The sequence below is a fragment of the Streptosporangium amethystogenes subsp. fukuiense genome (assembly GCF_042665875.1).
Classification (GTDB): Bacteria; Actinomycetota; Actinomycetes; order Streptosporangiales; family Streptosporangiaceae; genus Streptosporangium; species Streptosporangium fukuiense.
In genome coordinates, this window is the sequence record NZ_JBHTEE010000001.1 from 4,442,347 (window position 1) to 4,465,929 (window position 23,583).

The 23,583-nt window shown below is 71.0% G+C and carries 24 protein-coding genes; 1 reads left to right on the top strand and 23 read right to left on the bottom strand.

Annotation, left to right across the window (positions count from 1 at the left end):
- Positions 1 to 44: 44 nt before the first annotated feature.
- From ACFQVD_RS18795 to fabG, 21 genes are all read right to left on the bottom strand, one after another.
- The gene (locus ACFQVD_RS18795; protein WP_343964577.1) at positions 45 to 686 is read right to left on the bottom strand and encodes a protein-L-isoaspartate O-methyltransferase family protein; all 642 of its coding nucleotides are present in this window, start codon (positions 684 to 686) and stop codon (positions 45 to 47) included.
- Positions 683 to 1,798 (bottom strand): CapA family protein, encoded by a 1,116-nt coding sequence (locus ACFQVD_RS18800; RefSeq protein WP_343964575.1) that lies wholly within the window; start codon positions 1,796 to 1,798, stop codon positions 683 to 685. The genes ACFQVD_RS18795 and ACFQVD_RS18800 overlap by 4 nt, the downstream gene beginning before the upstream one ends.
- A gap of 46 nt (positions 1,799 to 1,844) precedes the next feature.
- Positions 1,845 to 2,180, bottom strand: a complete 336-nt coding sequence (locus tag ACFQVD_RS18805) for an ArsR/SmtB family transcription factor (RefSeq protein WP_343964573.1) — start codon at positions 2,178 to 2,180, stop codon at positions 1,845 to 1,847.
- 44 nt (positions 2,181 to 2,224) lie between these two features.
- Positions 2,225 to 3,100, bottom strand: a complete 876-nt coding sequence (gene rfbA, locus ACFQVD_RS18810; protein WP_343964571.1) for a glucose-1-phosphate thymidylyltransferase RfbA — start codon at positions 3,098 to 3,100, stop codon at positions 2,225 to 2,227.
- 136 nt (positions 3,101 to 3,236) lie between these two features.
- On the bottom strand, positions 3,237 to 4,388 hold the full coding sequence (locus tag ACFQVD_RS18815) for an ABC transporter permease (protein WP_343964569.1): 1,152 nt from the start codon (positions 4,386 to 4,388) through the stop codon (positions 3,237 to 3,239).
- On the bottom strand, positions 4,385 to 5,563 hold the full coding sequence (locus ACFQVD_RS18820; RefSeq protein ID WP_343964567.1) for an ABC transporter permease: 1,179 nt from the start codon (positions 5,561 to 5,563) through the stop codon (positions 4,385 to 4,387). Before ACFQVD_RS18820 ends, ACFQVD_RS18815 begins: the two co-directional genes overlap by 4 nt.
- A 2-nt stretch (positions 5,564 to 5,565) precedes the next feature.
- Positions 5,566 to 6,504: an ABC transporter ATP-binding protein gene (locus ACFQVD_RS18825; RefSeq protein ID WP_343964565.1), complete on the bottom strand. Its 939-nt coding sequence runs from the start codon at positions 6,502 to 6,504 to the stop codon at positions 5,566 to 5,568.
- A complete protein-coding gene (locus ACFQVD_RS18830) occupies positions 6,501 to 7,547 on the bottom strand; it encodes a right-handed parallel beta-helix repeat-containing protein (RefSeq protein WP_343964563.1) in 1,047 nt (348 codons plus the stop codon). Before ACFQVD_RS18830 ends, ACFQVD_RS18825 begins: the two co-directional genes overlap by 4 nt.
- Positions 7,547 to 8,029 carry a 4'-phosphopantetheinyl transferase superfamily protein gene (locus tag ACFQVD_RS18835; RefSeq protein ID WP_343964561.1) on the bottom strand — a complete coding sequence of 161 codons (483 nt, stop codon included), beginning with the start codon at positions 8,027 to 8,029 and terminating at the stop codon, positions 7,547 to 7,549. The genes ACFQVD_RS18830 and ACFQVD_RS18835 overlap by 1 nt, the downstream gene beginning before the upstream one ends.
- Positions 8,026 to 8,844, bottom strand: a complete 819-nt coding sequence (locus tag ACFQVD_RS18840; RefSeq protein ID WP_343964559.1) for an alpha/beta fold hydrolase — start codon at positions 8,842 to 8,844, stop codon at positions 8,026 to 8,028. Before ACFQVD_RS18840 ends, ACFQVD_RS18835 begins: the two co-directional genes overlap by 4 nt.
- Before the next feature lie 13 nt (positions 8,845 to 8,857).
- Positions 8,858 to 9,706, bottom strand: a complete 849-nt coding sequence (locus ACFQVD_RS18845; protein WP_343964557.1) for an ester cyclase — start codon at positions 9,704 to 9,706, stop codon at positions 8,858 to 8,860.
- 27 nt (positions 9,707 to 9,733) lie between these two features.
- Positions 9,734 to 10,165: a phosphopantetheinyl transferase gene (locus ACFQVD_RS18850; RefSeq protein WP_343964555.1), complete on the bottom strand. Its 432-nt coding sequence runs from the start codon at positions 10,163 to 10,165 to the stop codon at positions 9,734 to 9,736.
- Positions 10,162 to 11,067: an ACP S-malonyltransferase gene (locus ACFQVD_RS18855; protein ID WP_343964553.1), complete on the bottom strand. Its 906-nt coding sequence runs from the start codon at positions 11,065 to 11,067 to the stop codon at positions 10,162 to 10,164. The genes ACFQVD_RS18850 and ACFQVD_RS18855 overlap by 4 nt, the downstream gene beginning before the upstream one ends.
- A gap of 21 nt (positions 11,068 to 11,088) precedes the next feature.
- Positions 11,089 to 11,970 (bottom strand): alpha/beta fold hydrolase, encoded by an 882-nt coding sequence (locus tag ACFQVD_RS18860; RefSeq protein ID WP_343964551.1) that lies wholly within the window; start codon positions 11,968 to 11,970, stop codon positions 11,089 to 11,091.
- On the bottom strand, positions 11,967 to 13,208 hold the full coding sequence (locus tag ACFQVD_RS18865; RefSeq protein ID WP_343964549.1) for an FAD-dependent oxidoreductase: 1,242 nt from the start codon (positions 13,206 to 13,208) through the stop codon (positions 11,967 to 11,969). Before ACFQVD_RS18865 ends, ACFQVD_RS18860 begins: the two co-directional genes overlap by 4 nt.
- Positions 13,205 to 13,948 carry a nitroreductase family protein gene (locus ACFQVD_RS18870; RefSeq protein WP_343964547.1) on the bottom strand — a complete coding sequence of 248 codons (744 nt, stop codon included), beginning with the start codon at positions 13,946 to 13,948 and terminating at the stop codon, positions 13,205 to 13,207. Before ACFQVD_RS18870 ends, ACFQVD_RS18865 begins: the two co-directional genes overlap by 4 nt.
- On the bottom strand, positions 13,945 to 16,224 hold the full coding sequence (locus tag ACFQVD_RS18875; protein WP_343964545.1) for a beta-ketoacyl-[acyl-carrier-protein] synthase family protein: 2,280 nt from the start codon (positions 16,222 to 16,224) through the stop codon (positions 13,945 to 13,947). The genes ACFQVD_RS18870 and ACFQVD_RS18875 overlap by 4 nt, the downstream gene beginning before the upstream one ends.
- 28 nt (positions 16,225 to 16,252) lie before the next feature.
- On the bottom strand, positions 16,253 to 17,317 hold the full coding sequence (locus ACFQVD_RS18880; RefSeq protein ID WP_343964543.1) for an aminomethyltransferase family protein: 1,065 nt from the start codon (positions 17,315 to 17,317) through the stop codon (positions 16,253 to 16,255).
- A gap of 3 nt (positions 17,318 to 17,320) precedes the next feature.
- On the bottom strand, positions 17,321 to 17,797 hold the full coding sequence (fabZ, locus tag ACFQVD_RS18885; protein WP_030916365.1) for a 3-hydroxyacyl-ACP dehydratase FabZ: 477 nt from the start codon (positions 17,795 to 17,797) through the stop codon (positions 17,321 to 17,323).
- Complete coding sequence (locus ACFQVD_RS18890) at positions 17,794 to 18,090, bottom strand: acyl carrier protein (protein WP_343964540.1); 297 nt, start codon at positions 18,088 to 18,090, stop codon at positions 17,794 to 17,796. The genes fabZ and ACFQVD_RS18890 overlap by 4 nt, the downstream gene beginning before the upstream one ends.
- Positions 18,091 to 18,138: 48 nt before the next feature.
- Positions 18,139 to 18,888, bottom strand: a complete 750-nt coding sequence (gene fabG, locus ACFQVD_RS18895) for a 3-oxoacyl-ACP reductase FabG (protein WP_030916371.1) — start codon at positions 18,886 to 18,888, stop codon at positions 18,139 to 18,141.
- Between the two features lie 152 nt (positions 18,889 to 19,040).
- Between fabG and ACFQVD_RS18900 the strand changes: the two genes are divergently transcribed.
- The gene (locus ACFQVD_RS18900) at positions 19,041 to 20,654 is read left to right on the top strand and encodes an FAD-dependent monooxygenase (protein ID WP_343964536.1); all 1,614 of its coding nucleotides are present in this window, start codon (positions 19,041 to 19,043) and stop codon (positions 20,652 to 20,654) included.
- Here ACFQVD_RS18900 and ACFQVD_RS18905 read toward each other — a convergent pair.
- Positions 20,570 to 22,138 carry an AfsR/SARP family transcriptional regulator gene (locus ACFQVD_RS18905; protein ID WP_343964534.1) on the bottom strand — a complete coding sequence of 523 codons (1,569 nt, stop codon included), beginning with the start codon at positions 22,136 to 22,138 and terminating at the stop codon, positions 20,570 to 20,572. The two genes, ACFQVD_RS18900 and ACFQVD_RS18905, sit on opposite strands and share 85 nt — an antisense overlap.
- Positions 22,138 to 23,331, bottom strand: coding sequence for a macrolide family glycosyltransferase (locus ACFQVD_RS18910; RefSeq protein ID WP_343964532.1), 1,194 nt, complete (start codon positions 23,329 to 23,331; stop codon positions 22,138 to 22,140). Before ACFQVD_RS18910 ends, ACFQVD_RS18905 begins: the two co-directional genes overlap by 1 nt.
- Positions 23,332 to 23,583: the final 252 nt, after the last annotated feature.

Sequence of the window (23,583 nt, forward strand, 5' to 3'; positions counted from 1 at the left end):
GGCCGTGCTCCCGATCACCGTCCGCGGGGAGGCGGGGCACCCGCTCAGGACGGAAAGCCGTACCTTCCGCGAAGGCGGACGAAGCTGGCCAGCGTGAGGACCTGCCGACGCTCAAGTCCGGTCACGGTGCGCTGGAACAGGACGACCTCCTCCCGCCCGCCCGGTCCGATGGGCTGTACCAGACGGCCGCCGGGCCGGAGCTGTTCGACCAGCGGCGGGGGGACCTCGGGGAAGGCGGCCGACACCACGACGCCGTCGTACGGGGCGCGGTCCGGCACGCCGCGGCCGCCGTCCCCGACGAGCAGTTCGACATTGCCGATCCCCTGCCGGGCGAGGTTCCGGCGCGCCTGCCGGACCAGATCCGCCCACAGGTCGATGGTCACGACGTCGGCGGCCAGGCGAGCGAGCAGCGCGGTCTGAAAACCGAGGCCGGTGCCGATCTCAAGCACGTGTTCCGTCCCGCCGAGACCGAGACCTTCGATCATCCTTGCCGACAGCGAGGGCTGCGTGGTCACCAGCCCGTGCCCGATCAGGATGGGCTCGTCGTAGTATGCGAGCTCGACACGGTCCGCGGGAACGAACCCGGCTCGCGGCGTCGCGCGTACGGCCTCCAGCAGGCGCTCGTCGCGGACGCCCGCCGCCCGGACGGCCCGGATGAGATCTTCGGGAGAGGCGCCTGCGGTCATGTCGTCCACCGGAGCGCGAGGGCGCCGTCCGGCTCCAGGTCGACCCGTGAGCCGAGGTCGCGGCCGACCCGGTCGAGAACCGCCCGCAGCCATTCGGAGTCCTCGGCCGAGGCGTGCCGGAGGCGCATCCGGCGGGCCCGCATGGGCACCATCCGCAGACCGGCCGTCCTGCCCGACTCCGGTTCCACCGACACGAAGTACAGCAGCCGAAGATCGTCCCGGTACTCCTCATAGCCGGTGATGCCCTCGTAGTCGTCGATGAGGTCACCGCAGCCGTACAGGATGAGTCTGCCCCGGTAGACCTCGACGGGCCGGGGATGGTGCGAGGAGTGCCCGTGCACCACGTCGACACCGCCGTCGACCAGGCGGTGCGCGAAGCGCCGCTGCTCCCGGGCGACGTGGTAACCCCAGTTGGAGCCCCAGTGGATGGAGACAACCGCGACGTCACCGGGGCGCCTCACCCGCCGCACCCGGCCGGCCACCTCGGCCGCGGCGCTCTCCGACAGCTCCGAGACGAGATCGACACCCCCTCGATCCGGGGCCGCCGCCCATTCCGGCGGAATGCCGCTGGACTCCGTCCCGCAGGAGAGGACCAGGACCCGCCCGCCGCCCTCGACGGTGACGATCGCGGGTCGCCGCGCCTCGCCCGCCTCCCGGCCCGCCCCCGCCGCCCGCAGCCCCGCGTCGGCCAGGGCGTCGAGCGTCTCCTCCAGACCTCGTCGGCCGAAGTCCATGACGTGGTTGTTCGCCAGCACGCAGACGTCGGGCCGGGCGACCAGCAGACCGGGCAGGTTGGCTGGATTCATCCGGTAGTTCACGGCCTTCCCCACCGCGAAGTCATCGCTCCGGGTGACGCTCGTCTCCAGGTTCACCACCCGGGTATCGGGCGCGACCTCCTCCAGCACTCCCAGGGCATCCCCCCACGGCCAGGAGAAGCCGACCGGCCGGGGAATTCGGCCGTTCACCGCCTCCGCGAGATCGACATATGTCCGAGCGTCGCAGACATGGCTCTCCCGCAGCGTCGGGTCACCGGGGTACGGAAGGATCTGGTCGACGCCGCGGCCGAGCATGACGTCCCCGCAGAGGAACAACGTCACCGGATCGGTGCGCATACCTCCATGCTAGGCGTGCCCCGGCCGCCTGACCCGCCACCTCGCCTCAGACCGCGGCCGGAGTGTTCAGCAGGGCCGACAGCTCCGCCAGGGACTCGGGGACGACGCGGTAGTAGACCCAGGAGGCGCGGCGTTCGGAGGTGAGCAGGCCGACCTCCTTGAGGACCTTGAGGTGGTGGCTGACCGTCGGCTGGGAGACCTCGAAGGCCGCGGCGATGTCGCAGACGCAGGCCTCGCCACCGGCGGCCACGATCGACAGGATGCGCAGCCTCACCGGATCGCCGAGCGCCTTGAAGACCCGCGCCACCGCCGCGGCCTGCTGGGCGTTCAGCGACTCTCGGGCCAGCGGCGGGCTGCACTCCAGAAGCCCCATCGGCTCCATGGCTCCCCCTCCCGACACAGGCGATCGCCTATGTCAACTTTGGTTTATATCGCGGCTTCCAGCACCCGGACCAGGTAGCGCCCCTCCTCCGTCACGGGCCCGACCTGGCCGATCAGCTCGCGGAGCCCGTGGTCGTCGATGTAGCCCATCCGGTAGGCCACTTCCTCCAGGCAGGCGATCTGCACGCCCTGCCGCTTCTCCAGCACCTGCACGAAGACCCCGGCCTCCAGCAGGCTGTCCGGCGTGCCGGTGTCCAGCCAGGCCGTGCCCCGGCCCAGGTTGACCAGCCGGGCGCGGCCTTCGGCGAGGAAGCGCCGGTTGAGGTCGGTGATCTCCAACTCGCCCCTCGCCGAAGGGGTCAGCTCCGCGGCGTAGCGCAGCGCAACGTTGTCGTAGAGGTAGAGGCCGGTGACGGCGAGGTTGCTCCGGGGCCGGGCCGGTTTCTCCTCGATGTCGACCAGCCGGCCCTCCTCACCGGTGACCGCCACCCCGTACCGTTCGGGATCGGCGACCGGGTAGCCGAAGACCGTGCAGCCGTCGAGCTTGCCGACCTCGTCGCGGAGCACCGAGGGGAGTTCGTGGCCGTAGAAGACGTTGTCGCCGAGGATGAGGGCCAGCGGGTCGTCGCCCACGAACTCCCCGCCGACCAGCAGGGCGTCGGCCAGCCCGCGGGGCGCGGTCTGGACGGCATAGCTCAGGCGCAGGCCCAGCCGGGAGCCGTCGCCGAGCAGCGCCCGAAATCCCGGCAGGTGCTCGGGGGTGCTGATCAGCAGGATCTCCCGGATTCCGGCCAGCATCAGCACCGAGAGCGGGTAGTAGACCATCGGCTTGTTGTAGACCGGCAGCAGGTGCTTGGAGGTGATCGTGGTCAGCGGCCGGAGCCGGGTGCCCGAGCCCCCGGCCAGCACGATGCCCTTCATGTGCGGACCGCCGGGTCCGGCGCGGCCCCCGAGGCACCGCCCGTGAGCGCACACCCCTGACGGGAGCCGGTGAGACCGGTCCCGCCGGTCACCAGGACGCGCATTCGCCGCCCCCTTTCCGCAGTGCCGCGTTCGGTCAGTTGGACGTGCGCATGCGCCTGCGGAACACCACGAGCGAGACGCCCAGCAGGAGCACCGCCATCCCGAGCAGTACGGCCACCTCGATGAGGACCGAGCCCAGCCCCTTGCCCGGTTTGGTCAAAGTGATCAGCGCGTCCATCCCCCAGCCGTGCGGGACCAGGTAGCCGATCATGTTCAGGGTCTCGCCCGCGACCTCTCGCGGCCACAGGCAGCCGCCCAGCATGCCGAGCACGATGCCCAGCGGAGGCCCGATCGCCGGGGCCTGGGAGGGCGACCGCACCAGGCTGCCGACCAGCACCGCGGCACCGGTGGACACCAGGCAGAACGAGCCGACGACCGCCGCGACGCCCACCGGGTCTCCCCAGGACACATCGAACATCAGCGTGCTCACCACCATGATCAGGCAGGCCTGCACGACGGCGATGATGAGCCTGCTCAGCACCTCTCCGAGCAGCACCGAGCGCTCCCGCACCGGTCCGGCGAGGGACCGGCGGATCATGCCCAGCCTGCGGCTCTCGGCCAGGGCCGCGGCGACCGCCATGGAGTTGACGAAGGTGAACAGCAGCACGTTGGCGGGCGCGGTGTAGGCGAATCCGCGGGGCGTGGAACTCTCCGCGCCGCCGCTGGTGCTCACCGCCACCTGGGCCGAGGAGGCCTGGGCCTTGCGCACCAGAGCCTCGGCCTCGGCCGGGGACGCGCCCGCCGCCTCGGCCGCCCGCACGGCTTCGAGCACCGCGGCCACCTTGCCGACCGCGACCTCGATCATGCCGCGTGCCGCCATGCCGCTGCCGTTGGTCTGGGTCATGACCAGCTCCAGATCGGTGGACCCGGGCGGGATCAGCAGCCCCGCGGCCAGGGCGCCGGTCCGCACCCCGGACCGCACCTGCTCCTCGGTGTCCATCCGCTCGATCGCGAGGTCGGGGCCGGCCTCCAGCCGGCGCAGTACGGCCGTCGCCACCGGGTCGGAGTCCCGCGCGACCACCCCGACCGGTATCCGATCCTGCCCGGACCCGCTTCCGCCCAGGGCCATCCCGACGAAGAGGATGGTCACGAACGGCATGACCACCATGAAGAACAGGCCCACCTTGTCGCGGGAGTGACGGCGCAGGTTGGCCGCCACCAGGGCTCTGACCGGGCTCGGGCTCAACCGAGTAGTCCTTTCCGAAAGCCGAGGGCGGCGATGCCGCCGGCCACGAGTGCCATCCCGCAGAGTGCGGCGATCGGGCCGGCGACCGCCGCCAGGCCCCCGCCGCCACCGGCGAGCTCGGTCAGTCCCGTCGACGTCCAGCCGTTCGGGGTGAACAGCGCCACCTTCTGCAGGAAGTCCGGCAGGTTGTACATCGGCACCAGGCTGCCGCCCAGGAACGCGAAGACGAAGGAGACGCCCATGATCAGCCCGTCGGCCTGGGAGTCGGTCCTCGCCCTGCTGGCCACCAGCATGGTGATCGCGGCGGCGGCCAGCACGTGCGCGGTCCAGAGCGCGAACACCGCGAGCGGATCACCCCAGGTGGAGCCGAACAGCAGCACCGAGGAGGCCCAGACGGCGCAGACGCTGACCAGTGCCAGCAGGAAGCCGACCACCCCCTTGCCCACGATCGGGATCCACGGCCGGATGGGCGCGGCACGCATCCGGTTGAGCGTGCCGAGGTTGCGCTCGGTGAGCAGGCTCCTGACCGAGGTGCCGACCACGAAGAAGGCGAAGAGCGCGGCCATGCCGGAGCCGTAGTAGACCGACAGGTCGACCTTTCCGCCCGCCATGGGGTCGCTCTCCAGGGTCAGCGCCGGACCGCTCGCGCCGTTGCGCTCGACGAACTCCTTGACCTTGTCCGCGGGGACGCCGGCGTCGAGGGACGCCTTGACCGCGAGGGTGCGGGCGTCCACCAGGGCGGAGATCCGGTCGACGATGCTGCTCGCGACCACTCCGGCCAGCGGTGTCTCCGGGGAGGTGAGCACGGTGACCTTCCCCCCTCGTCCGGCGCCGACGTCCTGGCTGAACCCCGGGGGGAACACGATCGCCGCGCCGATGTCCCCGTCGTCGAGGGTCTGCTGCGCGTCCTTCTCCGTCGTGAGGTCGCGCAGGGTCAGCATGCCGTCGAGTTCCTTGGCAGACAGCACCTCCCGGCGCACGCTGGAGGGGAACTCCCCGCCGTCGAGATCGACGAAGCCCACGGTGGCGCGCAGGGGCGGATCGTCTCCGCCGAGGGCGAACCCGAACAGCGAGGCCAGCACGACGGGGGCGAGCAGGGCGGTCAGCACCGCCGTACCGTCCATGAACCTGGCGCGCAGTTCGAGACGGCTCACCGTGAAAAGAGCTCTCAGCATCGTCAGTCCCGCAGCTTGTTGCCGGTGAGGTGCAGGAACGCGGCCTCAAGGTCGGGTTCGACGACCTCGACGGCCGTCACGACGGCGATGCCCCGCACCGCGGCGATGAGGGTGGGCAGCAGGTGACTTCCCTCGTTGACGATCAGCCGGATGGACGAGGTGCCCACCCGCACCGCCTCGGTGACCCCCTCCACCGCGCGCAGCTTGTCGGTCGCGACGTCCAGGTCGCCGTCGAGGACGAGCTCGACCCGGTCCGCGCTGCCGAGGGTGGAGACGAGTTCCTTGCGGGTGCCCTCGGCGATGACCTTGCCGTGGTCGATGATCCCGACGCGCTTGCAGACCCGCTCGACCTCCTCCATGTAGTGCGAGGTGTACAGCAGGCTCATGCCGTCGGCCACCAGTTGCTCGACCCCGTCCAGGATGGCCTTGCGGCTCTGCGGGTCCACCCCGACCGTCGGCTCGTCCAGGATGAGCACCTCCGGCCGGTGCAGCAGGGCCGCGCCGATGTTGATCCGGCGCTTCATCCCGCCCGAGTAGGTGTCGATCTTTCCGTCCGCCCGGTCCGACAGGCCGACGAAGTCGAGCACCTCGTCGATCCGCTTCGCCAGCTCCCGCCGGGGCAGCCCGTAGAGCCTGCCGAAGAAGCGCAGGTTCTCCCTGCCGGTCAGGTCGGGGTAGAGCGCGATCTCCTGCGGGACGTACCCGATCTTCGCCTTCGCCGCGAGCGGATCGGTCGCGAGATCGTGGCCACAGACCTGTACGCTCCCCGTGTCCGGCTGCAGCAGGCCCACCAGCATGGAGATCGCGGTGGTCTTGCCCGCCCCGTTGGGACCGAGCAGGCCGTAGGCCTCCCCCTTCTCGATGAAGAAGCCGACGTCCTGTACGGCGAGGATGTCGCCGTACCTCTTGCTCAGCCCCGTACAGCTCAGGGTGGCGGTCATCGGGTTTCCTCGGCGGCGCAGCCCTCGATCGTGTCGGGCGCGGTGGCGTTCGCCACGTTGTTGGCGAAACCCTGCCGGGTGAAGTCGGCGTCGACCTGGACGTCGAGCGGGGTGTTGCCGGTGATCCGGTTCCAGGAGATGTGGTTGTCCAGGGACTCGTCGCCTCCCCAGTCCTTGGACGATCCCAGCACGAACGCCCCGCCCATGACCGAGGGGCCGCTCGGGTGGTTGTCGTGGATCCGGTTTCCCACCACGGTGACGCGGTGGGCGCCGATCAGCGCGAGGCCCACCCCGGAGATCGGCGGGCCCGCCTCGCCGAGGCCGTTCGGGTTGCCCTCCCCGCTGAGCAGCCCGTTGCCGCGGAGCTCGTTCTCCGCCACCAGGCAGTCGTTCACCCCACCCGGCAGCTCGCCCTCGTAGGTCTGGTTGAGCAGGAGCAGCCCGGCGGAGTTGCCGTGGCAGGTGTTGCGCAGCATCCGCGCCTTCGAGGAGTTGTCGACGAAGATCCCGAAGGCGTTGGCGGAGGTCTCGTTCTCCGCGACCAGCGCGTTCGCCTCGGGACAGAAGCTCAGCGCGATGCCCGCGTACTGGCTCCCCGAGGCCCGGCAGCGCAGTACCTCGACACCGCTGGACTCGCGGACGTAGATGCCCCAGAAGTCGTTGTCCCGCGCCTCGACGTCCTCGACGACGAGCCCCTGGACCGTGTGCGCGTAGACGCCGGAGCCGGAGAAGCCGCTCACCGCCAGCCCGCGCACGGTGACGTCGCGGATGCCGTCACCGTGCACGCTGACGCCGCTGACCACGTCCTCCGACGCGTCGTGCAGCTGCGGGATGCCCACCTCCGCCGCCGCACCGGGAACCAGCCTGGTCAGCTCCGGCCCCTCACCGACCAGGGTGACCCCGCTGTGCCTGATCCACAGGCTCTCGGCGTAGGTTCCCTCGGTCAGGCGGATGGTCGCTCCCGGCCCCGCCTCGTCGAGCGCTCGCTGGATCGACTCTCCGGGTTCGACGAAGGTCTCCCCCTCCGCCTGGACAAGCGACATCACAATGCTCCCTTGGAATCGACGGTCACTATCGCCAGCGCGACGAGCAGTCCGGCGCGGAGGCCCCACCGGGCCGCGCCGGCCACCGGGGCGTCGTTCTCCCGCGGCGCCAGCCGGGCCAGGGCGGCACGGCGGCTGGCGCCCCTGATGGTGTACGACGCGCCCGTGGTCAGTGTCAGCTCGGTGGACGCGCCCAGCACCGACGCCGCCTCGGCCAGCAGCGGGGTGGCCCACCGCTGCTCCTCGCCCCGCTCTTCGAAGTCGTGCCAGTCGAACCCGGCCGGCCGGCCGCCCACCGCCTTGATGAAGCTCTCCTTGACCGCGAACGAGGCGGCGGCCGCGAGAGGCGAGCCGGCGTGCAGTTCCCGCTCGGCGGGCGTGGTGACCCGCCTGCCGTAGGCGGCGCCGCCGTCGGAGACGGTCCTGGCGATCCGGTCCGTCTCCACGATGTCCACGCCCACCAGGACCGCCGAGCGGGTCACGCGGGCGCTCCGGCCGTCCCGGCCGCCTCGGCGAAGGGCGCCAGGAACCGGTCGAGGCAGGCCGAGTACTCCTCGGCGCGCTCGATCATCGGGATGTGCCCGCACTCCCCGACCAGGACCATCTCGTACTGCGGGTAGCCGGCCAGGGCCTTCACCCAGGCGTCGACCGGGGTCATCCGGTCGTGCTCCCCCCACACGTACATCGACGGGCAGGTCACCTTGTCCATGGCCGGCAGCACCTTGTAGACGCGGGTGGCCTTGATGCTGCGGGCCATGCTCACCATCGCGGGCGGGTGCCGCAGCAGGGTGGCGGTCGTCTCCAGCTGCTCCTCGGTGAAGAGCGGCTCGCCGTGGAACAGGGCGCTCAGCATGCGGTCGCGGAACTCCTCGCCGGCGGGCTGCACGCTCGCTCTGCGGTCGAAGCTCAGGCCGACGTCGGGGTCGGGGGTCAGACCGGGGGCCCCGCTCACCACGATGCCGCGTACCCGCTCGGGGAAGCGGCCCGCCAGGTCGATCGCGACCAGGCCGCCGAGGGAGTTGGCGCAGATGACGATGTCCTTGACCCCCGCCTCGTCACAGACCTCGAGCAGCACGTCGCCGAGTCGTTCGATCGAACCGACGATCTTGCTGTCGAGCGCGCAGATGGGCTCGTTGGTGCGGAGCACCGGCCAGCCGGCGCTCTCCAGCCGCCGGTAGGGATGATCCCAGATCCAGCCTCCGGCGAACAGGGCGGACATGAACACCACGGTTGGCCGGTCACCGTCGTCAAGCCGGTGCTCGGCGGTGAAGGGGGACCAGGGGGAAGGGGTGGGCAAGATCGCACTCCAGTCACAATAGGGATTCGCGCTCAGGAATCCAGCCACAACCACAGGCCGCGCCCTCGTCCGTCGAGAAGACGGTCTCGCAGTCGGGACAGCGGGCGTATTCGCGGACCGTGGCCGGCAGCCAGATGCTGGTGAGCGCCCGGGTGCACAGTCCACCCTTGAAGAAGCGCCGCATCGCCCGCTGGTGGGGCCGGCCGTGTACGGCGCGGACGGACTCCGGGCGGTCGAAGGCGCTCAGGGTGAACTTGCGCCTGCCGATGTCGAAGGTCGAGGCGCCGAGGAATCCCTTCGAGGCGCGCAAAGCCTTGACGACCTCCACGCTGAGCAGGTCGACCTCGGCCGCCTGCGCGCCGTCGTCGACCTCCAGCCAGGTCAGCGCCAGGGCGCCGGGACGTGCGGTACGCCCCGGGGTGGTCCGCGTGCTCACCCCGAACTCCCGCTCCTCGTCGGCCTCGGGCACGAACCTGGCCTCGAATCCCAGCGCGGCGGCGACGGCCAGCCGGTCGAAGCACCGCTGGACGCGCACCGTCCCCCCCTCCCTGACCAGCAGGTCGGTCCCGGTGACGTGGACGGGCCTGCCGACGGCGGGCATGGCCAGGTAGGGGGCGCGGTGGTCGGCCTCCAACGTCCAGGAGAGCACGGCGAACTCCTCGGTGGCTGCCAGGTGCTCGACGTGGAAGCGCAGGTTGCCGAACCGGGCCAGTACCTCGCCCGCGTGGGCGGCCAGCGCCTCCCCGCTCAGCGGGCCCGCCGTGTCCGGATCGCCGAAGGCGTCCACCGACGCGGCCACCGCCTCGGCGTCCCCGCTCTGCCAGGCCTTCAGGTGGTTTTCCGCGATCTGTCGCATGTCCATGTCAGGCCTCACCGTCGAACCTCATCGTCAAACCCCATCGGGGTGGTCGTCTTCGGGGAGCCGCGCCGAGACCAGCGCGACCGCCAGCGCGCAGGCGGCGGTGTGGCTGATGGATATCCGGATCCGCTCCCTGTCCCCCGCCGCGTCGGCGAGGGCACCGCTCAGCCGTACGCCGGGCGGGTGCCCGTGCAGGCAGACGGCGCTCCGGGAGCACATCGGGGTGGGCCGGGGCAGCACCTCCGCCTGGCCCAGATGCTCGGCGGTCTCCGCGACGTCCAGCAGGCGCAGCACCGCCCGCTTGGCCGCGAGGCGGCCCGCCCAGTGCTGGAGGGTGCGGCCGGTGCCCGATCGCAGACGTTCCGGGCGGGTGTAGACCTGCTCCAGCCGCATCTCGCCGAGGAGCTCCTTCGGCCGGGAGAGCCCGGCGAAGGAGACCATGGCGCAGCCCCACCGGCTCACGCGCCCCGCTCCTGGGCCAGCCGCCGCGGTGTGCCGGGGTCGGTCATGCTCAGGCAGCGGGCGCCGACGCCGCGCGACAGCCCGGCGAGCACCTTGCTGTCTCCCACCTCGACGCAGAGGGTGGTCGTGGTGGTCCGCAGCACCGTCTCGGTCCACCGCACCCGCTCGGTGAGCTGGGTGATCAGTGCCTCCCTGATCACGTCCAGATCCGTGGTGGGTTCGGCGGTGACGTTGGGCACGACCGGGACGCGGGGCGGCGCCATCGGCGCGGCGCGCACCGCCTCCCGCCAGCCGGGCACCGCCGGGGCCATCAGCGGAGAGTGGAAGGCGTTGCTGACCTGGAGCGGCACGATCTTTCTGGCGCCGCTCGCCAGCTTGCCCAGCCGCTCGATCGCGGGCAGGGCGCCGGAGACCACCGTGTGGCCCGGCGCGTTCTCCAGGCCTACGACGAGCGGCTCGTCCGCGGTGGCGGCCTCGGCGGCCAGCGCCTCGACCTCCTCGACGGCCGGCCCCATCACCGCGCTCATCCCGCCCGTCACCCCGACCTCGGCCATCAGCCGGGACCGGATCTCCACCAGCCGGAGCGTGCCCGCCAGGTCGAGCACGCCCGCCGCGTACAGCGCGCTGAGCTCGCCGACGCTGTGCCCCGCGACCAGGCCGGGTTCGTGCCCATCGGCGCGGAGCACGGCCAGCGCCGCCAGGTTGCACACGGTCACCGCCGGCTGGGCGTGCTCGGTGGCGACCAGGCGGTCCAGCGGCCCCTTGGCGCAGAGCGGCGAGATCGGCTGCCCGAGCAGCTCGTCCGCCTGGGCGAACACCTGCGCGGCCACCGGCTTGCGGCGCAGCCAGGCGCCCATGCCGACGCGGACCGTGCCCTGTCCGGGAAACAGGAACCCGAGCATGAGATCTCCCTGTCCCCCCGGCTAGAGCCGCCGCCTGCGGCGGTTGGCCGCCTCGGCCGGCTTCTCGGTGCCCAGGAAGCCGATCAGCAGCTTGTTGACCTGATCGGGGGCGTCGAGGGGGATCCAGTGACTGGCGTCCTCGATCCGCTCGTAGCGCCAGGGGCCCTTGACGTACTTGGCGGAGCCGGTCATGCCCTCCTCCATCATGGCCTTGTCACCGGCCGACCAGATGCCCAGCGTGGGGGCGAGAACCGGCGGGAAGGGCCGCTCGGGACGGAGTTCGGACTCCGGCGAGCGGTTGGCCCGGTACCAGTTCAGTCCGGCTGTCAGCGCGCCCGGGCGGGCCAGGTCGCGCAGGTAGCGGGTGTGGTCGCCCTCGCGGCCCATGATCTGCTTGAACAGCCGCCACCCGTTGCGGCGCAGCAGCGCCTCGCTCACCCCGGGGAACTGGTAGAAGAGCATGTACCAGGAGGCCGCCCGCTGCTCCAGCGTCGGGGTGGAGAACACCCCCGGGTGGCCGACCGACAGCACGGCCAGGTGGTCGACCCTGCGGGGCATCAGGAACGAGTACATCCACGCGATGGCGGCACCCCAGTCGTGGCCGACCAGGTGCGCCTTGCGGATGCCCAGTGCCAGGGTCAGCTCGACGACGTCGTTGACGATCGTCTGCATGTCGTAGGCTTCGACCTCCTGCGGCTTGCCGGACTCGCCGAACCCTCTCAGGTCCGGGGCGATGACCCGGAAACCCGCCTCGACCAGCGCCGGGATCTGGTGGCGCCACAGGTAGGAGGAGTCCGGGAATCCGTGCAGCAGGACCACCGGGTCGCCCTCGCCCTGGTCGACGAACGCGATGTCGACGCCGTTGACGTGCAGCGTCCTGTTGACCAACGATTCCATGCTCATGCGGTCTCCCTAAACAACCGTTCGGCGAAGAACTCACTGAAGCCGAACTCCGGCACATCCTCCGGGGGCACCATGTTCAACAGCCCCGTCACCTGCAGTGCGACGTTCTGCGACATCAACCGGCGGGCGCGCCTGCGCCGCTCGGTGGCCTCGGGCCCGAACTCCGCGTACAGCTTGCTGATGATGGCCGCGCCGAAGTTCAGTCGGTCCATCCGCGCCTTGCGCTCCTTCAGGTAGGGGTCGAAGGCCCCCACCGACCAGTCGTCGTTCTCCAGCAGGATGTCGGCGACGGTCCTGGCGTCGCGCATGCTGCACGACAGGCCGGTGCCCAGCACGGTGTCGCCGTTTCCCGCCTCGTCGCCGATCAGCACCACCCCATCGGTCAGCGGCGGCCCGTCGGGGATGAGCGTCATCGACGGCCAGACCGCCAGCGGCCCGGCGGGGATCGCCTGGGTCACCGCCTTGCCCCGGTCGGGCAGGCAGTTGAGCTCGAAGGCGTTCAGGAAGTTCCGCACCGCGTCGGGTCCGCGGTAGCGGTGCTGGGTGCCGGTCGCGAGGTTGAGGTAGAGCCGCGCCCGGCCGAAGCCCTGCGGGAACACCATGAACATGACGTCGCCCTCGGTGCCCATCGCCTGTACGTCGGAGGGCCAGTCGTCCAGCCCCTCGACCATCATGCCGCCGCCCCAGTGGTGCACGGAGCCGCTCATCGAGACGCCGATCTGCCGGCCGACGTTGCCGACCCGGCCGGTGGCGCCGAGCACCATCCTGGTCCTGATCTCGTGCTCGGTGCCGTTGTCGAGGTAGGTGACCCTCGGCTCCGCGCCGGGAGTGACCTTGATCTTGGCCGCGTCCATCACCAGCCTGGCGCCGTACTCCGCCGCCTGCGCCGCCATCAGCTCGCACACCGCGTGGTGCGGGAAGGACTGCGGGCCGCCGACCTCGGGCATCGACCGGGTCATGTCGATGGCCTCGACCTCGTCCGCGGGAATGGCCTCGTCCCAGGTCATCCACTCGCGGATCTCCCAGGCACCGCCGGCCGCGAAGCAGTCGGCGACGCCGAGCAGTTGTGCCTCCCGAACGCCCCAGGGCGCCAGCCACTCACCGCGCACCAGGTCCTGGTAGACCTTCTGCTTCTCCAGCAAGACGACCGACAGACCACCCGCGGCCAGCTTGCTGGCCGCGGACGCGCCCGCGATTCCGCCACCGACGACGACTACGTCGGCGTACTCAACGGTCATGTCTGCCATCCCTCCCAATACGTGCGTTCTCTGGCTCGGTACCGCTTCGCCGGTTGGAAGTCGGTACCGATCGTGTAGGCGACCGGCACCATGCACACCTGGGTGACCCCGGACGGGATGTTGAGCAGTTCGCCCACCTGCCGCTCGAAGGGCACGTGCATGCAGGTGATCGTGCTGCCCAGGCCCCGGCTGCGCAGTGCCAGCTGGAAGGACCAGATCGCCGGGAAGATCGAGCCGTAGAAGGTGCTCGCCCGCATGGCGCCGAGCCGCACCCCGTGTCCGGTGTCCTCCGCGGGCTTGGCCGCCATCTGCCGTTCCCAGGCGGCGTCGATGGCCGCGATGTCCGGCGGCCGGCCGAGCACGCAGGGGATGACCAGGACGGGCACCCTCGCGATCCCCTCGGCCAGCGCGACCACCGATGCGTTGTTCCGCCGTGCCGCCTCGGTGTTCCTCCTGCGACCGGCACCGGTCCATACGTCGTTGCGGTGAAAGTTCCAGGAGACCCGCATCATCTCGGCGAGCTTCTCCTTGATGCCGGCCTCGGTGACCACCAGCCAGCGCCAGTGCTGCTGGTTGTTGGCGGTCGGGGCCTGGACGGCGACCTCCAGGGCCTCCTCCACGACCTCGCGCGGCACCGGCCGGTCAAGGTCGAGCCGCCGCCGGACGGACCGGGTGGTGGTCAGCAGCCGATCGGTCTCCGAGACGTCGAACGGCGGGCCGGCCTCGGGAACCGGTCTCATGGCATCGCCCCCAGCAGGACGGCGCCGCGCACCGAGTCGGCCGCCGCGGTCAGCACCAGCGCCTGATCGACCGCCTCCGACAGGTGCGGCTTCCTGACGTAGGACTCCACCTCACCGGCGTACGGGTGTTCCAGGCCGTGCAGCGCGGGAGCGATCCCGTCGCGGATCGCCAGGGCGGCCACGGCGAGGTTCATCGCGCCCGAGGCCGCCTGGCAGTCACCGGTCTGCCCGACCGAGGTGGTGAGCAGGCCGTCCGGCACCAGTTCGAGCAGGACCGCCGCCTCGTCGGCGTCGTACCGGCCGCCGGTACCCGCGCCGACGACCAGACCGGCCTGCCCCGCGGAGAGACCTGCCAGGCTGCGCCTGATCGACTCCCGCTCGCCCTGCTCCCCGGTACCGGCGTGGCCGCTGCCCAGGATTCGCGCGTAGGCGCGCCCCCCGCGTTCGGCGCAGTGCTCGGCCGACTCCACCAGGATGGCCACTGCCGCGGATCCGGGAACGGACCCCGTGCGCTCCCGGTCATAGGGGGTGACCGCTGTGTCCCCGGCGGCCCCGGCGGCCCCGGCGGCCGTCGCCTCGTCCGCCGCCACCACCAGCACCACGTCCGCCTTGCCCGCCTTGATCATCTCAACGGCGCAGTCCAGCGCGATCGAGGCCGAGGCCTCGCCGTTGCAGATCGTGGTGGTCGGGCCGCGCAGCCCCAGGGTCTGGCAGACCGCGCCGCCGGTGGCGTTCAGCACCACGTTGGAGAAGCTCAGCACGGCCGGCTTGTTCGGGTCGACCGCGACGCTCTCGTCGAATCCGCCGGTACTCTCCACCGAGCCCGCCGCGGTCGCGAAGATCAACCCGACGTTGTCCAGCGCCGCCCTGGGCAGCTTGATCCCGGCGTCCTCCCAGGCCAGCCGGGAGGCCGCGATCGCCATCCTGGACAGGTGGTTCATATGCCGCCAGAGCGAGCGGGGCGCGAACGTCCGCCCCTCCAGCGAGGGCGCCCGGCCGACGGCCTGGCGGCCTTCCGCGATGGCCTCGGCCACTTCGGCGATCCCGGTGCCCAGCCCGCTGACCGGGCCCAGACCGCTGATCACGACCGGCCGGTCGGGGAACTCCTCGTAATCCCGCACGCTCCCCGGGGTGGTCAGCGCGAGCGCGACGTTGTTGCCGCCGAAGGCGTAGTTGTTGGAGACCACGGTCTCGATCGGCATCCGCCTGGCCACGTTGGGCACGAAGTCCAGGTCCGTCGTGACCTCGGTGTCGAAGCCGATGGTCGGCGGCGCCATGCCGTGCCGGAGCGCCAGCACGCCGGCGACCGCCTCGACCGCGCCGGCCGCGCCCAGGGTGTGGCCGACGAAGGACTTGATGCTGCTGGTGGGCACCCGCGGCGCGCGGTCACCGAAGACCGCCCGCATGACCTTGGCCTCCATCGCGTCGTTGGCCGGCGTCCCGGTGCCGTGCCCGCTGACGTAGCTCACGTCGTCGGTGCTCATGCCCGCGTCGGCCAGCGCCCGGCGTACCGCGCTCGCACCGCCTCGCCCGGTGGGGTCGGGCGCGGTCGCGTGGTAGGCGTCCGCGGACAGCCCGTACCCGGCGACCTCGGCCAGCGGGGTCGCCCCCCGCTCCAGCGCCCGGTCCAGCGGTTCGAGCAGCAGGAAGGCCGCGCCCTCGCCGAGGTTGAGGCCGTCGGAGCGGCTGTAGGGCGCGCAGGGCCCGGTGCTGAGCGCCTGCAACCCGGCGAACCCGGCGTAGGTCCCGAACAGCAGCGGGTCGACGCCGCCGGCCAGCACCACGTCCGCCTCACCGGTGAGGATCTTGTCCTTGGCCAGGCCGACGGCGTTGCCGCCGGCCGCGCACGCCGTCGACACCAGGATGCGCGGCCCGCGCATGCCCAGCCGCCCGGCCACCACGTCGCCGGTGCGGTGCATGGGCTGGTAGCGGCCCGCCGCGTCGGGGGTCGCCTGGCACTTGCCGAGCACCAGCCCGAACCGATCGGCCTCGACGTCGCCCGCCGACAGCCCCGCCTGGCCGACGGCCTGACGTGCCGCGATGAGGGCCAGCTGGGCGGTGCGGTCCAGGGCGGCGTCGGAGTCCGGCAGTTGCCCGGTGATCCACTCCTCGGGGACCTGGCCCGCGTACCTGGCGGTGAACACGGCGAACGCCTCGTCGTCGACCGGGGTGACACCACCCTGGCCGGCCATGAGCCGTAGCCAGAACTCTTCCGGGTCACGGCCGATGGCGCAGATTACACCCAGACCGGTGATGACGACGGGGCGCGACGCCATGCTCACTCCTTCTTCGACGATCGACCGATCAGATGATCGGGATGCTCCAGCTCTTGGGTGCGATGTAGGGGCTGGTCAGCGTGGTGACCTCGGTGTCGCCGACGGTGAACGTCAGGCCCGCCGCGGCGAACTCCGCGTCCACCCGTGCCAGGCCGAGCGTGGTGCCCAGCCCGAGGCTGTGCACCGCGTACACCACCTCGCCGATGTCCTGACCGGCGGCCAGGACCCGGGTGCCGGGCTCGGGGACCGAGTCGCCGCCGCCGAAGCCGAGGGTCCGGCGGGCGACGGAGCCGTTGAACGCCTCCAGCACCGCCTCCCTGCCGATGAACGACTCCTTGGTGATGTCGACGAGCCAGTTGGCGCCGCCCTCGATGATGCTGACCCCGTCGGTCGCCTCGTGCCGGATCACCGGCTGCCGGACCTCCAGCATGGCGATCTCCAGCGCCTCGTTGCCGGCGGGCACCGCCTGCTCCAGCGACCGCCTCCACAGCTCGGCGGCCGACTCCCTGGGCACGATCATCTGGTAGCCGTACTCGCTGGTGAACCCGGTCCGCCCGAACACGATGTCCACGCCGTTCCAGGTCGTGTCCACCACGGCCTCGAAAGGCAGCGAGGCCAGCTCGCTGTCGATCAGCCGGCCCACCACGCCCCAGGCGTAGGGGCCCTCCAGGCCCAGGATCGTCAGCTCGCCGGAGCGGTCGACGATGTCGACGCCCTCGTCGTTGTGCTTCTGCAGGTGTTCGAGCAGGCGCGGCCCGGCTCCGCAGGAGCTCTCCAGGAACATCCCGTTCTCCCGGCCCCACACGACCACCTGGTCGACGATCTGTCCTGACTCGTCCAGGACGAGGCTCATCATGCAGCGCTCGGAGGTCAGATACTCGACGTCGCGGGCGAGGACCCGCTGCGCGAAGTCGACGGCGCCGTCACCGCTGATCTCGATCAGGCCGAGCCCGCTCAGGTCGAGCATCGCGGCCCGCTCCCTGAGGGCCTTGTACTCCTCGGCCGGCGTCGAGAAGCGCAGCGGAACCGTCGCGTCCAGCACCTCGCCGAAGACGGTCTCCTCCGGATGCGCGTTCGCAAGCACGGATTCCATTTCTCACACCTCTCCATGAGTGCTGCCGGCCGCCGGGTCGGCGATCGTGATGATTCCTTCGGCGGCGATGTTCCCGTCCACTCGCGCCGAGACCCGGTACTCCCCGAAGCCTCTGCCGCCCGCGCTCCGCTCCGCGGTCAGGACCAGCTGGTCACCGGGGACGATCCGGCGACGGAAGCGCATCGACCTGACCCCCGCCAAGTAACTGATCTTGCTTGTCCCGGTGAGCGAGAAGACCACTCCGGCGAGCTGGGCCATCGCCTCGATGACCACGACGCCCGGCAGGATCGCCTCGTCGGGGAAATGTCCCTGGAACCAGATCTCGGTCCCGGTGACGTTCTTGATCGCGGTGCCTTTGACGCCCGGCTCGACCTTGTCGACCCGGTCGAGCAGCAGCATCGGCCAGCGATGCGGGATCAGCTCCCTGATCTGGTCGTTGTTCAGGCTGAGCGATTCCCTGGACGACTGGGCAACGGTCATACCGCGGCTGCCGCTCGCAGTTCGGGCTTGATCGTCTCCGCGAGCCGGGACACCGAGCCGAAGACCGCCATCTCGCTGTCGTAGAGGGCCACCCCGAACTCCGCCTCGATCGCCACGTAGAGCTCAAGGATGTCCAGACTGTCCAGCTCAAGGCCGCGGCCGAACAGGGGCTGGTCGTCGGTGATCCAGTTCGGCTCGATCTCCAGATCCAACCGGTTCACGATCATCTTCTTGATCTGGTCACACGCCTGCTGACGCTGGGCGGCCCTGGCGCGCAGCTCGTCGATGGTCATCTTTCCTCCGTGCTCGTGCTGTCGAAGCTCGTGCTTGCGATGACAGGCTCAGCCCAGGCCGCCACCGTGGGCGACCATCACCTCTCCGGTGACGTACGAGGCCTTGTCCGAGGCGAGGAAGCTCACGATCGACGCGATCTCCTCGGGCCTGCCCATCCGGCCCAGCCGGATGCGGGACTCGTACTGCTTCCTGATCTGGGCGGGAACGCTGCGGGTCATGTCGGTGGCGACGAAGCCGGGGGCCACCACGTTGACCCGGACGCCGTGCGGCGCCGCCTCGTAGGACAGCGCCTTGCTGAAGGCGATGATCGCCCCCTTGGACGCCACGTAGTTCGTCTGGCCGGGGAAGCCACCGTCGAGCCCGCTGACCGACGACAGCGTCACGATCGAGCCGCGCCGCTGGTGCTGCATGATCCGGAGAGCCTCCCGGCAGCTCAGGAAGGTGCCGGTGACGTTGACGTCCATCGGCTCGCGGAACTGCGCGAGGCTCATGGCGACGAGGTGCCGGTCGCGGGTGATGCCCGCGCTGGTCACCAGCACGTCCAGCCGGCCGAAGTCGGAGCGCAGGCCGCGGAAGAGCTGCTGGACCTCCTCCTCCTTGGTGACGTCGGCCTGCACGGCCGTCGCGCCGCCACCCTCCTGCTCGATCTGGGCGACGAGGTCCTTGGCATCCTGCTCGGCGCGCAGGTAGTTGACCACGACGTGGGCGCCCTCCCTGGCCAGATCGAGCGCCACCGCCCGCCCGATTCCGCGCGACCCGCCTGTTACCAGGGCCACGGAGCCTTCGGTAAAGAGCATCCTCGTCTCCAGGGTGTCAGTGGTGAGGTGAAAGGGAGCCGATCTGATCGTCCACTTACAAGGGGAGAGGCTACTGAAGGCGGTTTTCAGCCCGATATCATCCGGATATCCGGCTATTGACGCTGATAACAGCGGTGCGGAACGCTGACGCCATGGACGAGCTCGATGTCGAGGTGTTGATTGTCGGAGGCGGCCCGGTCGGCCTGTCCGCCTCGATCGAGCTTTCGAGGTACGGAATATCCTCGCTGCTCGTCGAAAGGCACCAGAAAACCTCCCTCTTTCCCAAGGCCCGCCTCATTTCCACCAGGACCATGGAACTGGTCCGCGCGTGGGGAATTCAGGACGAGGTCGAGCGCGCGGGACTGCCCCGCGAGGAGACCCTGGCGGTGGGCGTCGGAACGTCGCTGACCGACGACGACTTCCTGCGGGCGGTCGCCCCCCTGCACGAGGACGCCCCGCAGAGCCCGACCTACACCTACATCTGCGCCCAGGACCGTTTCGAGGTGATCCTGCGCGCGCTCGCCGAGGCGCAGCCGAGCGCCGACGTCCGGTTCGGCACGACCATGACGGAGATGCGGAAGACCCCGGACGGCGTCGAGGCGACGATCGAGTCCGCGGGGGTCCGCCGCGGGGTCCGCGCCCGCTACCTGGTGGCCGCCGACGGCGGCCGGAGCACCACGAGGGACGCGCTCGGCATCGCCATGACCGGCCCTCCCCCGCTGGGCAACATGATCAGCGTCATGTTCGACGCCGACCTGGGGCCGCTGCTCCGTGATCGCCAGGCCGCGCTCTACTTCCTGCTCAGCAACCCGCCGTGCGCGGTGGAGGCGGTGGACAACCAGCGCCGGTGGATGATCCAGACCGGGTACGACCCGGCGAACGGCGGCAGCCCCGACGACTTCACCGAGGAGGTCTGCGTCGCGGCGGTGCGGTCCGCGGCGGGCATCCCCGACCTGGCGGTGAACATCGTGGGCATCATGCCCTGGCTCCAGCAGGCCGTGGTCGCCGACGAGTTCCGCAGCGGCCCGGTCTTCCTCGCCGGGGACGCCGCGCACGTGTCCACCCCGCAGGGCGGGTTCGGCATGAACTGTGGCATCCAGGACGCGCACAACCTCGGCTGGAAACTCGCCGCCGTGCTCCGGGGCACCGCGGGGGCCGGCCTGCTCGACACCTACACGCCCGAGCGGCGCCCGATCTCCGACCGTACGGTCACCGAGAGCCTGAACAACGCGCTCATCACCTTCCAGATGATGGAGGGCCGCCTGACCATGCAGGAGTCGATCGACCAGCAGGCGGGCCGGCGCAGCTCGGAGGGCCTGGTGCTCGGCTTCCACTACGACTCCGCCGCCGTCGTCGCGGACGGGACGCCCGCCCCGGAACCCGCCGACCCCTACCGGACCTACGTGCCGACCGCCCGCCCCGGCCACCGCATGCCCCACGTCTGGCTGTCCCGGCGGGGCGGCCGGGTCTCCACCCTGGACCTGCTGGGCGGCTCGTTCACCCTGATGACGCCCGCGGGCACCGGCTGGGCGCAGGCCGCCAAGCAGGCGGCCCAGGACACCGGGGTCGCCGTCACCGCCCTGGAGATCTCCGCCGACGGCTCGGCGGAGCTCACCTCACCGACGTGGGCGGAGGAGTTCGGCGTGGGCACCGCCGGAGCCGTGCTCATCCGCCCCGACGGTCACGTCGGCTGGCGCTCCCCCGGCGCGGCGGCGTCGGCGAACGCGCTGACCGACGCCCTGGGCACCATCCTGGCGAGGCTGTAGCCGTCGTGGCCGGCGAGCTCGTCGGCCGATCCCCGGTAGGACCCCGAGCAGAGCCGCGCCGCCGCCATCCGCAGGGTCAGCGGGCATCCCGAGGAACTGGCCGCGAGCCTGGTCATCGCCTGCGGCTCGGCCTCCATCCTGGCGGTGCCGACCAGCATCACCGCCAGCGCCCTGGACTCCTCGAACCCCAGCGGCCGGACGAACTCCCGGTGCGCGCCCTGGCGGGCCACGAGCTCGTCGAGCGGATCCCGGCTCGTGACGATCACCCGGCAGTGCGCGCCGCCCGGCAGCAGGGGGATGACCTGGGCGCTGTCGCGGGCGTTGTCCAGCACGACGAGCAGCCGCCGGCGCGCCGTCCTGCTGCGGTACAGGGCCAGCTTCTCGCTGAGATCCTCCGGGATGGCGTGGCCGGCCACGCCGAGCGCCCGCAGGAAACGGCCGGCGACGACACCGGGGGTCAGGGCCGCCGCGCCCTCGTCCCCCTGCAGGTCGGCGAAGAGCTGCCCGTCGGGGAACTGGGCGATCCTGCGGTGCGCCCACCGCAGGGCCAGCGCGGTCTTTCCGAAGCCGCCCAGGCCCGTCACGACCACCGTTCCCGGCCCGGTCGTCTCCGGGGAGAAGCGGAGCGCGTCGTCCAGGACGGCGAGTTCCGCGGTGCGCCCGGTGAACGGCAGGGTCTGCGGGGGCAGCTGGGAGGGGAGGACGAACTCCTCGGCCCGCCGTACCTCCGGCACCTCCATCAGCGCGGACTCGTCCCGCAGGATCTGGTCGTGCAGCCGTCTCAGCTCCGGGCCGGGTTCGAGCCCGACCTGTTCCACCAGGTGCCGCCGGCCCTCCTGGTAGGTCCGCAGTGACTCGGCGCGGCGCCCCGAGCGGTACTGGGCCAGCATCAGCTGCGCCCGGGCGCGCTCCCTGAGCGGGTGCTCCTCCACCACCGGAACCAGTTCCGCGATCACCTTGAGGTGGTTGCCGAGCTCCAGCTCCAGCTCCAGGCAGGCCTCGATCGCCTCCAGCCGTGACTCCCGCAGCCGGGCCGCGTCGTAGCGCATGCTGTGGATGTCCTCGAACGGGGTCCCCCGCCACAGGGCGAGCGCGTCCCGCAGGACGGTGATCGCGCCCTCCCGGTCTCCCCCGGCGGCCTGCCGTCGCGCCCGCGCCACGAGGTCGTCGAAGCGGAGCCTGTCGATCTGCTCGGGGGCCGCCCTGAGCAGGTAACCGGGGCTCGACGTCATGACGTCGTCCGCCCGGTCCCCCAGCGCCCTGCGCAGCCGCGACACGCAGATGGCGATCTGCCCGCGGGCGCTCCGTGGGGCGTGCCCGCCCCACACCGCCTCGATCAGCCGGTCCACCCCGACGACGCGGTTGGCGTTCAGCACCAGGCTGGCCAGGATCGCGCGCTCCCGGGGACCGCCGATCCGAAGCTCCTCGCCCTTCCTGAACACCCCGAGCGGTCCCATGATCCGAAACTCGAGTGGTCCGCCCATCACTGGATCCGCATCAGGTACTTCTCAAGCTCGTCGGCGGCCCGGAGGGTGCCGCCCGAGGCATGCAGATCCTTCTGCATCTCCCCCGTGCACCGCTGGATGACCTCGCTGCCCGCCACCTCCAGCACCGCCTGGAGCAGCAGTTCCCCGGTGACCTCCTCCGGCGGGATGGACCGGCCGAGGTTCAGCTCCTCGATCCGCCGGGCGGCCACCGCGTCGATGGACGAGGTCGGGACGACCACCATCGGGCAGCCGGAGTGCAGCGCCTCCATCACGGTGCCCATGCCCCCGTGGGTGACGGCCACCGAGGCGTGCTGGAGCACCTTGTGGTGCGGCATCCACCGATGCGCCTCGATGTTGGGGGGCAGCGGGCCCAGGTCCGCGGGGTCCATCCCGTCCGCGACCGTGATCACCACGTGCCACGGAACGCCGGTGAAGGTCCGTACGCACATCTGGAAGAAGTCCGGGTACTCGTTGAAGACCGCGCCGAACGAGACGAGCGCGACCGGAAGCCCGCCGGCCGGCGGCCGCCACTCACCCAGGAAGTTCCGCTCGCCCAGGCACGGCCCCACGAACGCGAACCGCTCGTCGAAGCTGTCACCGACGTACTGGAAGGACCGCGGCATGTTGATGATGCTGAAGTCCTGGATCTCCCACCACAGCTCCGCGGGCGGGACGTCCACCCCGTGCGCGCCGGACAGGGCGCTGATCCGGGCGAACATGTCGTCCACCCAGTTCGGCATGGACTGCTCTGCCCCGTCGGAGTTGTAGATCGCGTTCAGGTACGAGAAGTTCGCGTTCGACGCGAACATCGGGATCAGCTGGGTCGCGGGCCGGTTCCACTTCCTGGCCAGGATGCGCCCCGCGTAGAGAATGGAGGTGTCGTAGACGATCATGTCGGGGAGGTCGTCGGCCGGGTAGGACTCCAGGGCCGCCAGCATGTCCGCGCTCTCGTCGAGCAGGACCGAGAGCAGGTAGAGCGGGTCGCGCGCCAGGTTCAGGAAGTCCGAGTCCCGGTACTTCGAGTCGTAGCGCAGCGCGGTGGCGCCGGCCTCCTCCACGATGCCCACCATCATGTCTCCGGTCAGATAGGAGACGCGGTTTCCTCTGCGGACCAGTTCCGTCACCACGGCCAGGTTGGGGATCACGTGACCGTGGTCGGGATGAACCATGAAGAGGAAATGTTTCGCCATCTTGGAGAATCCTGTCTCTCTGGGATGTCTGATCTGATAAGCACTGATTTCGCGGCAAAAAGAACTAGCCCATCGGCGACAAATCAGTCACTGCGACCTGTCGGCAATGCTAGTTAGGGCCCATTTGGGGCAACACCCCTAACCGTCTTCCGCGGGCGCCCCCGCCCGGGATCGGGTTCACCGCGCGACAACGAGAAAAGAGCGCCACCCTACCCGGGCCGCCATTCGCCCGCAATGACCGGTGACGGAGAC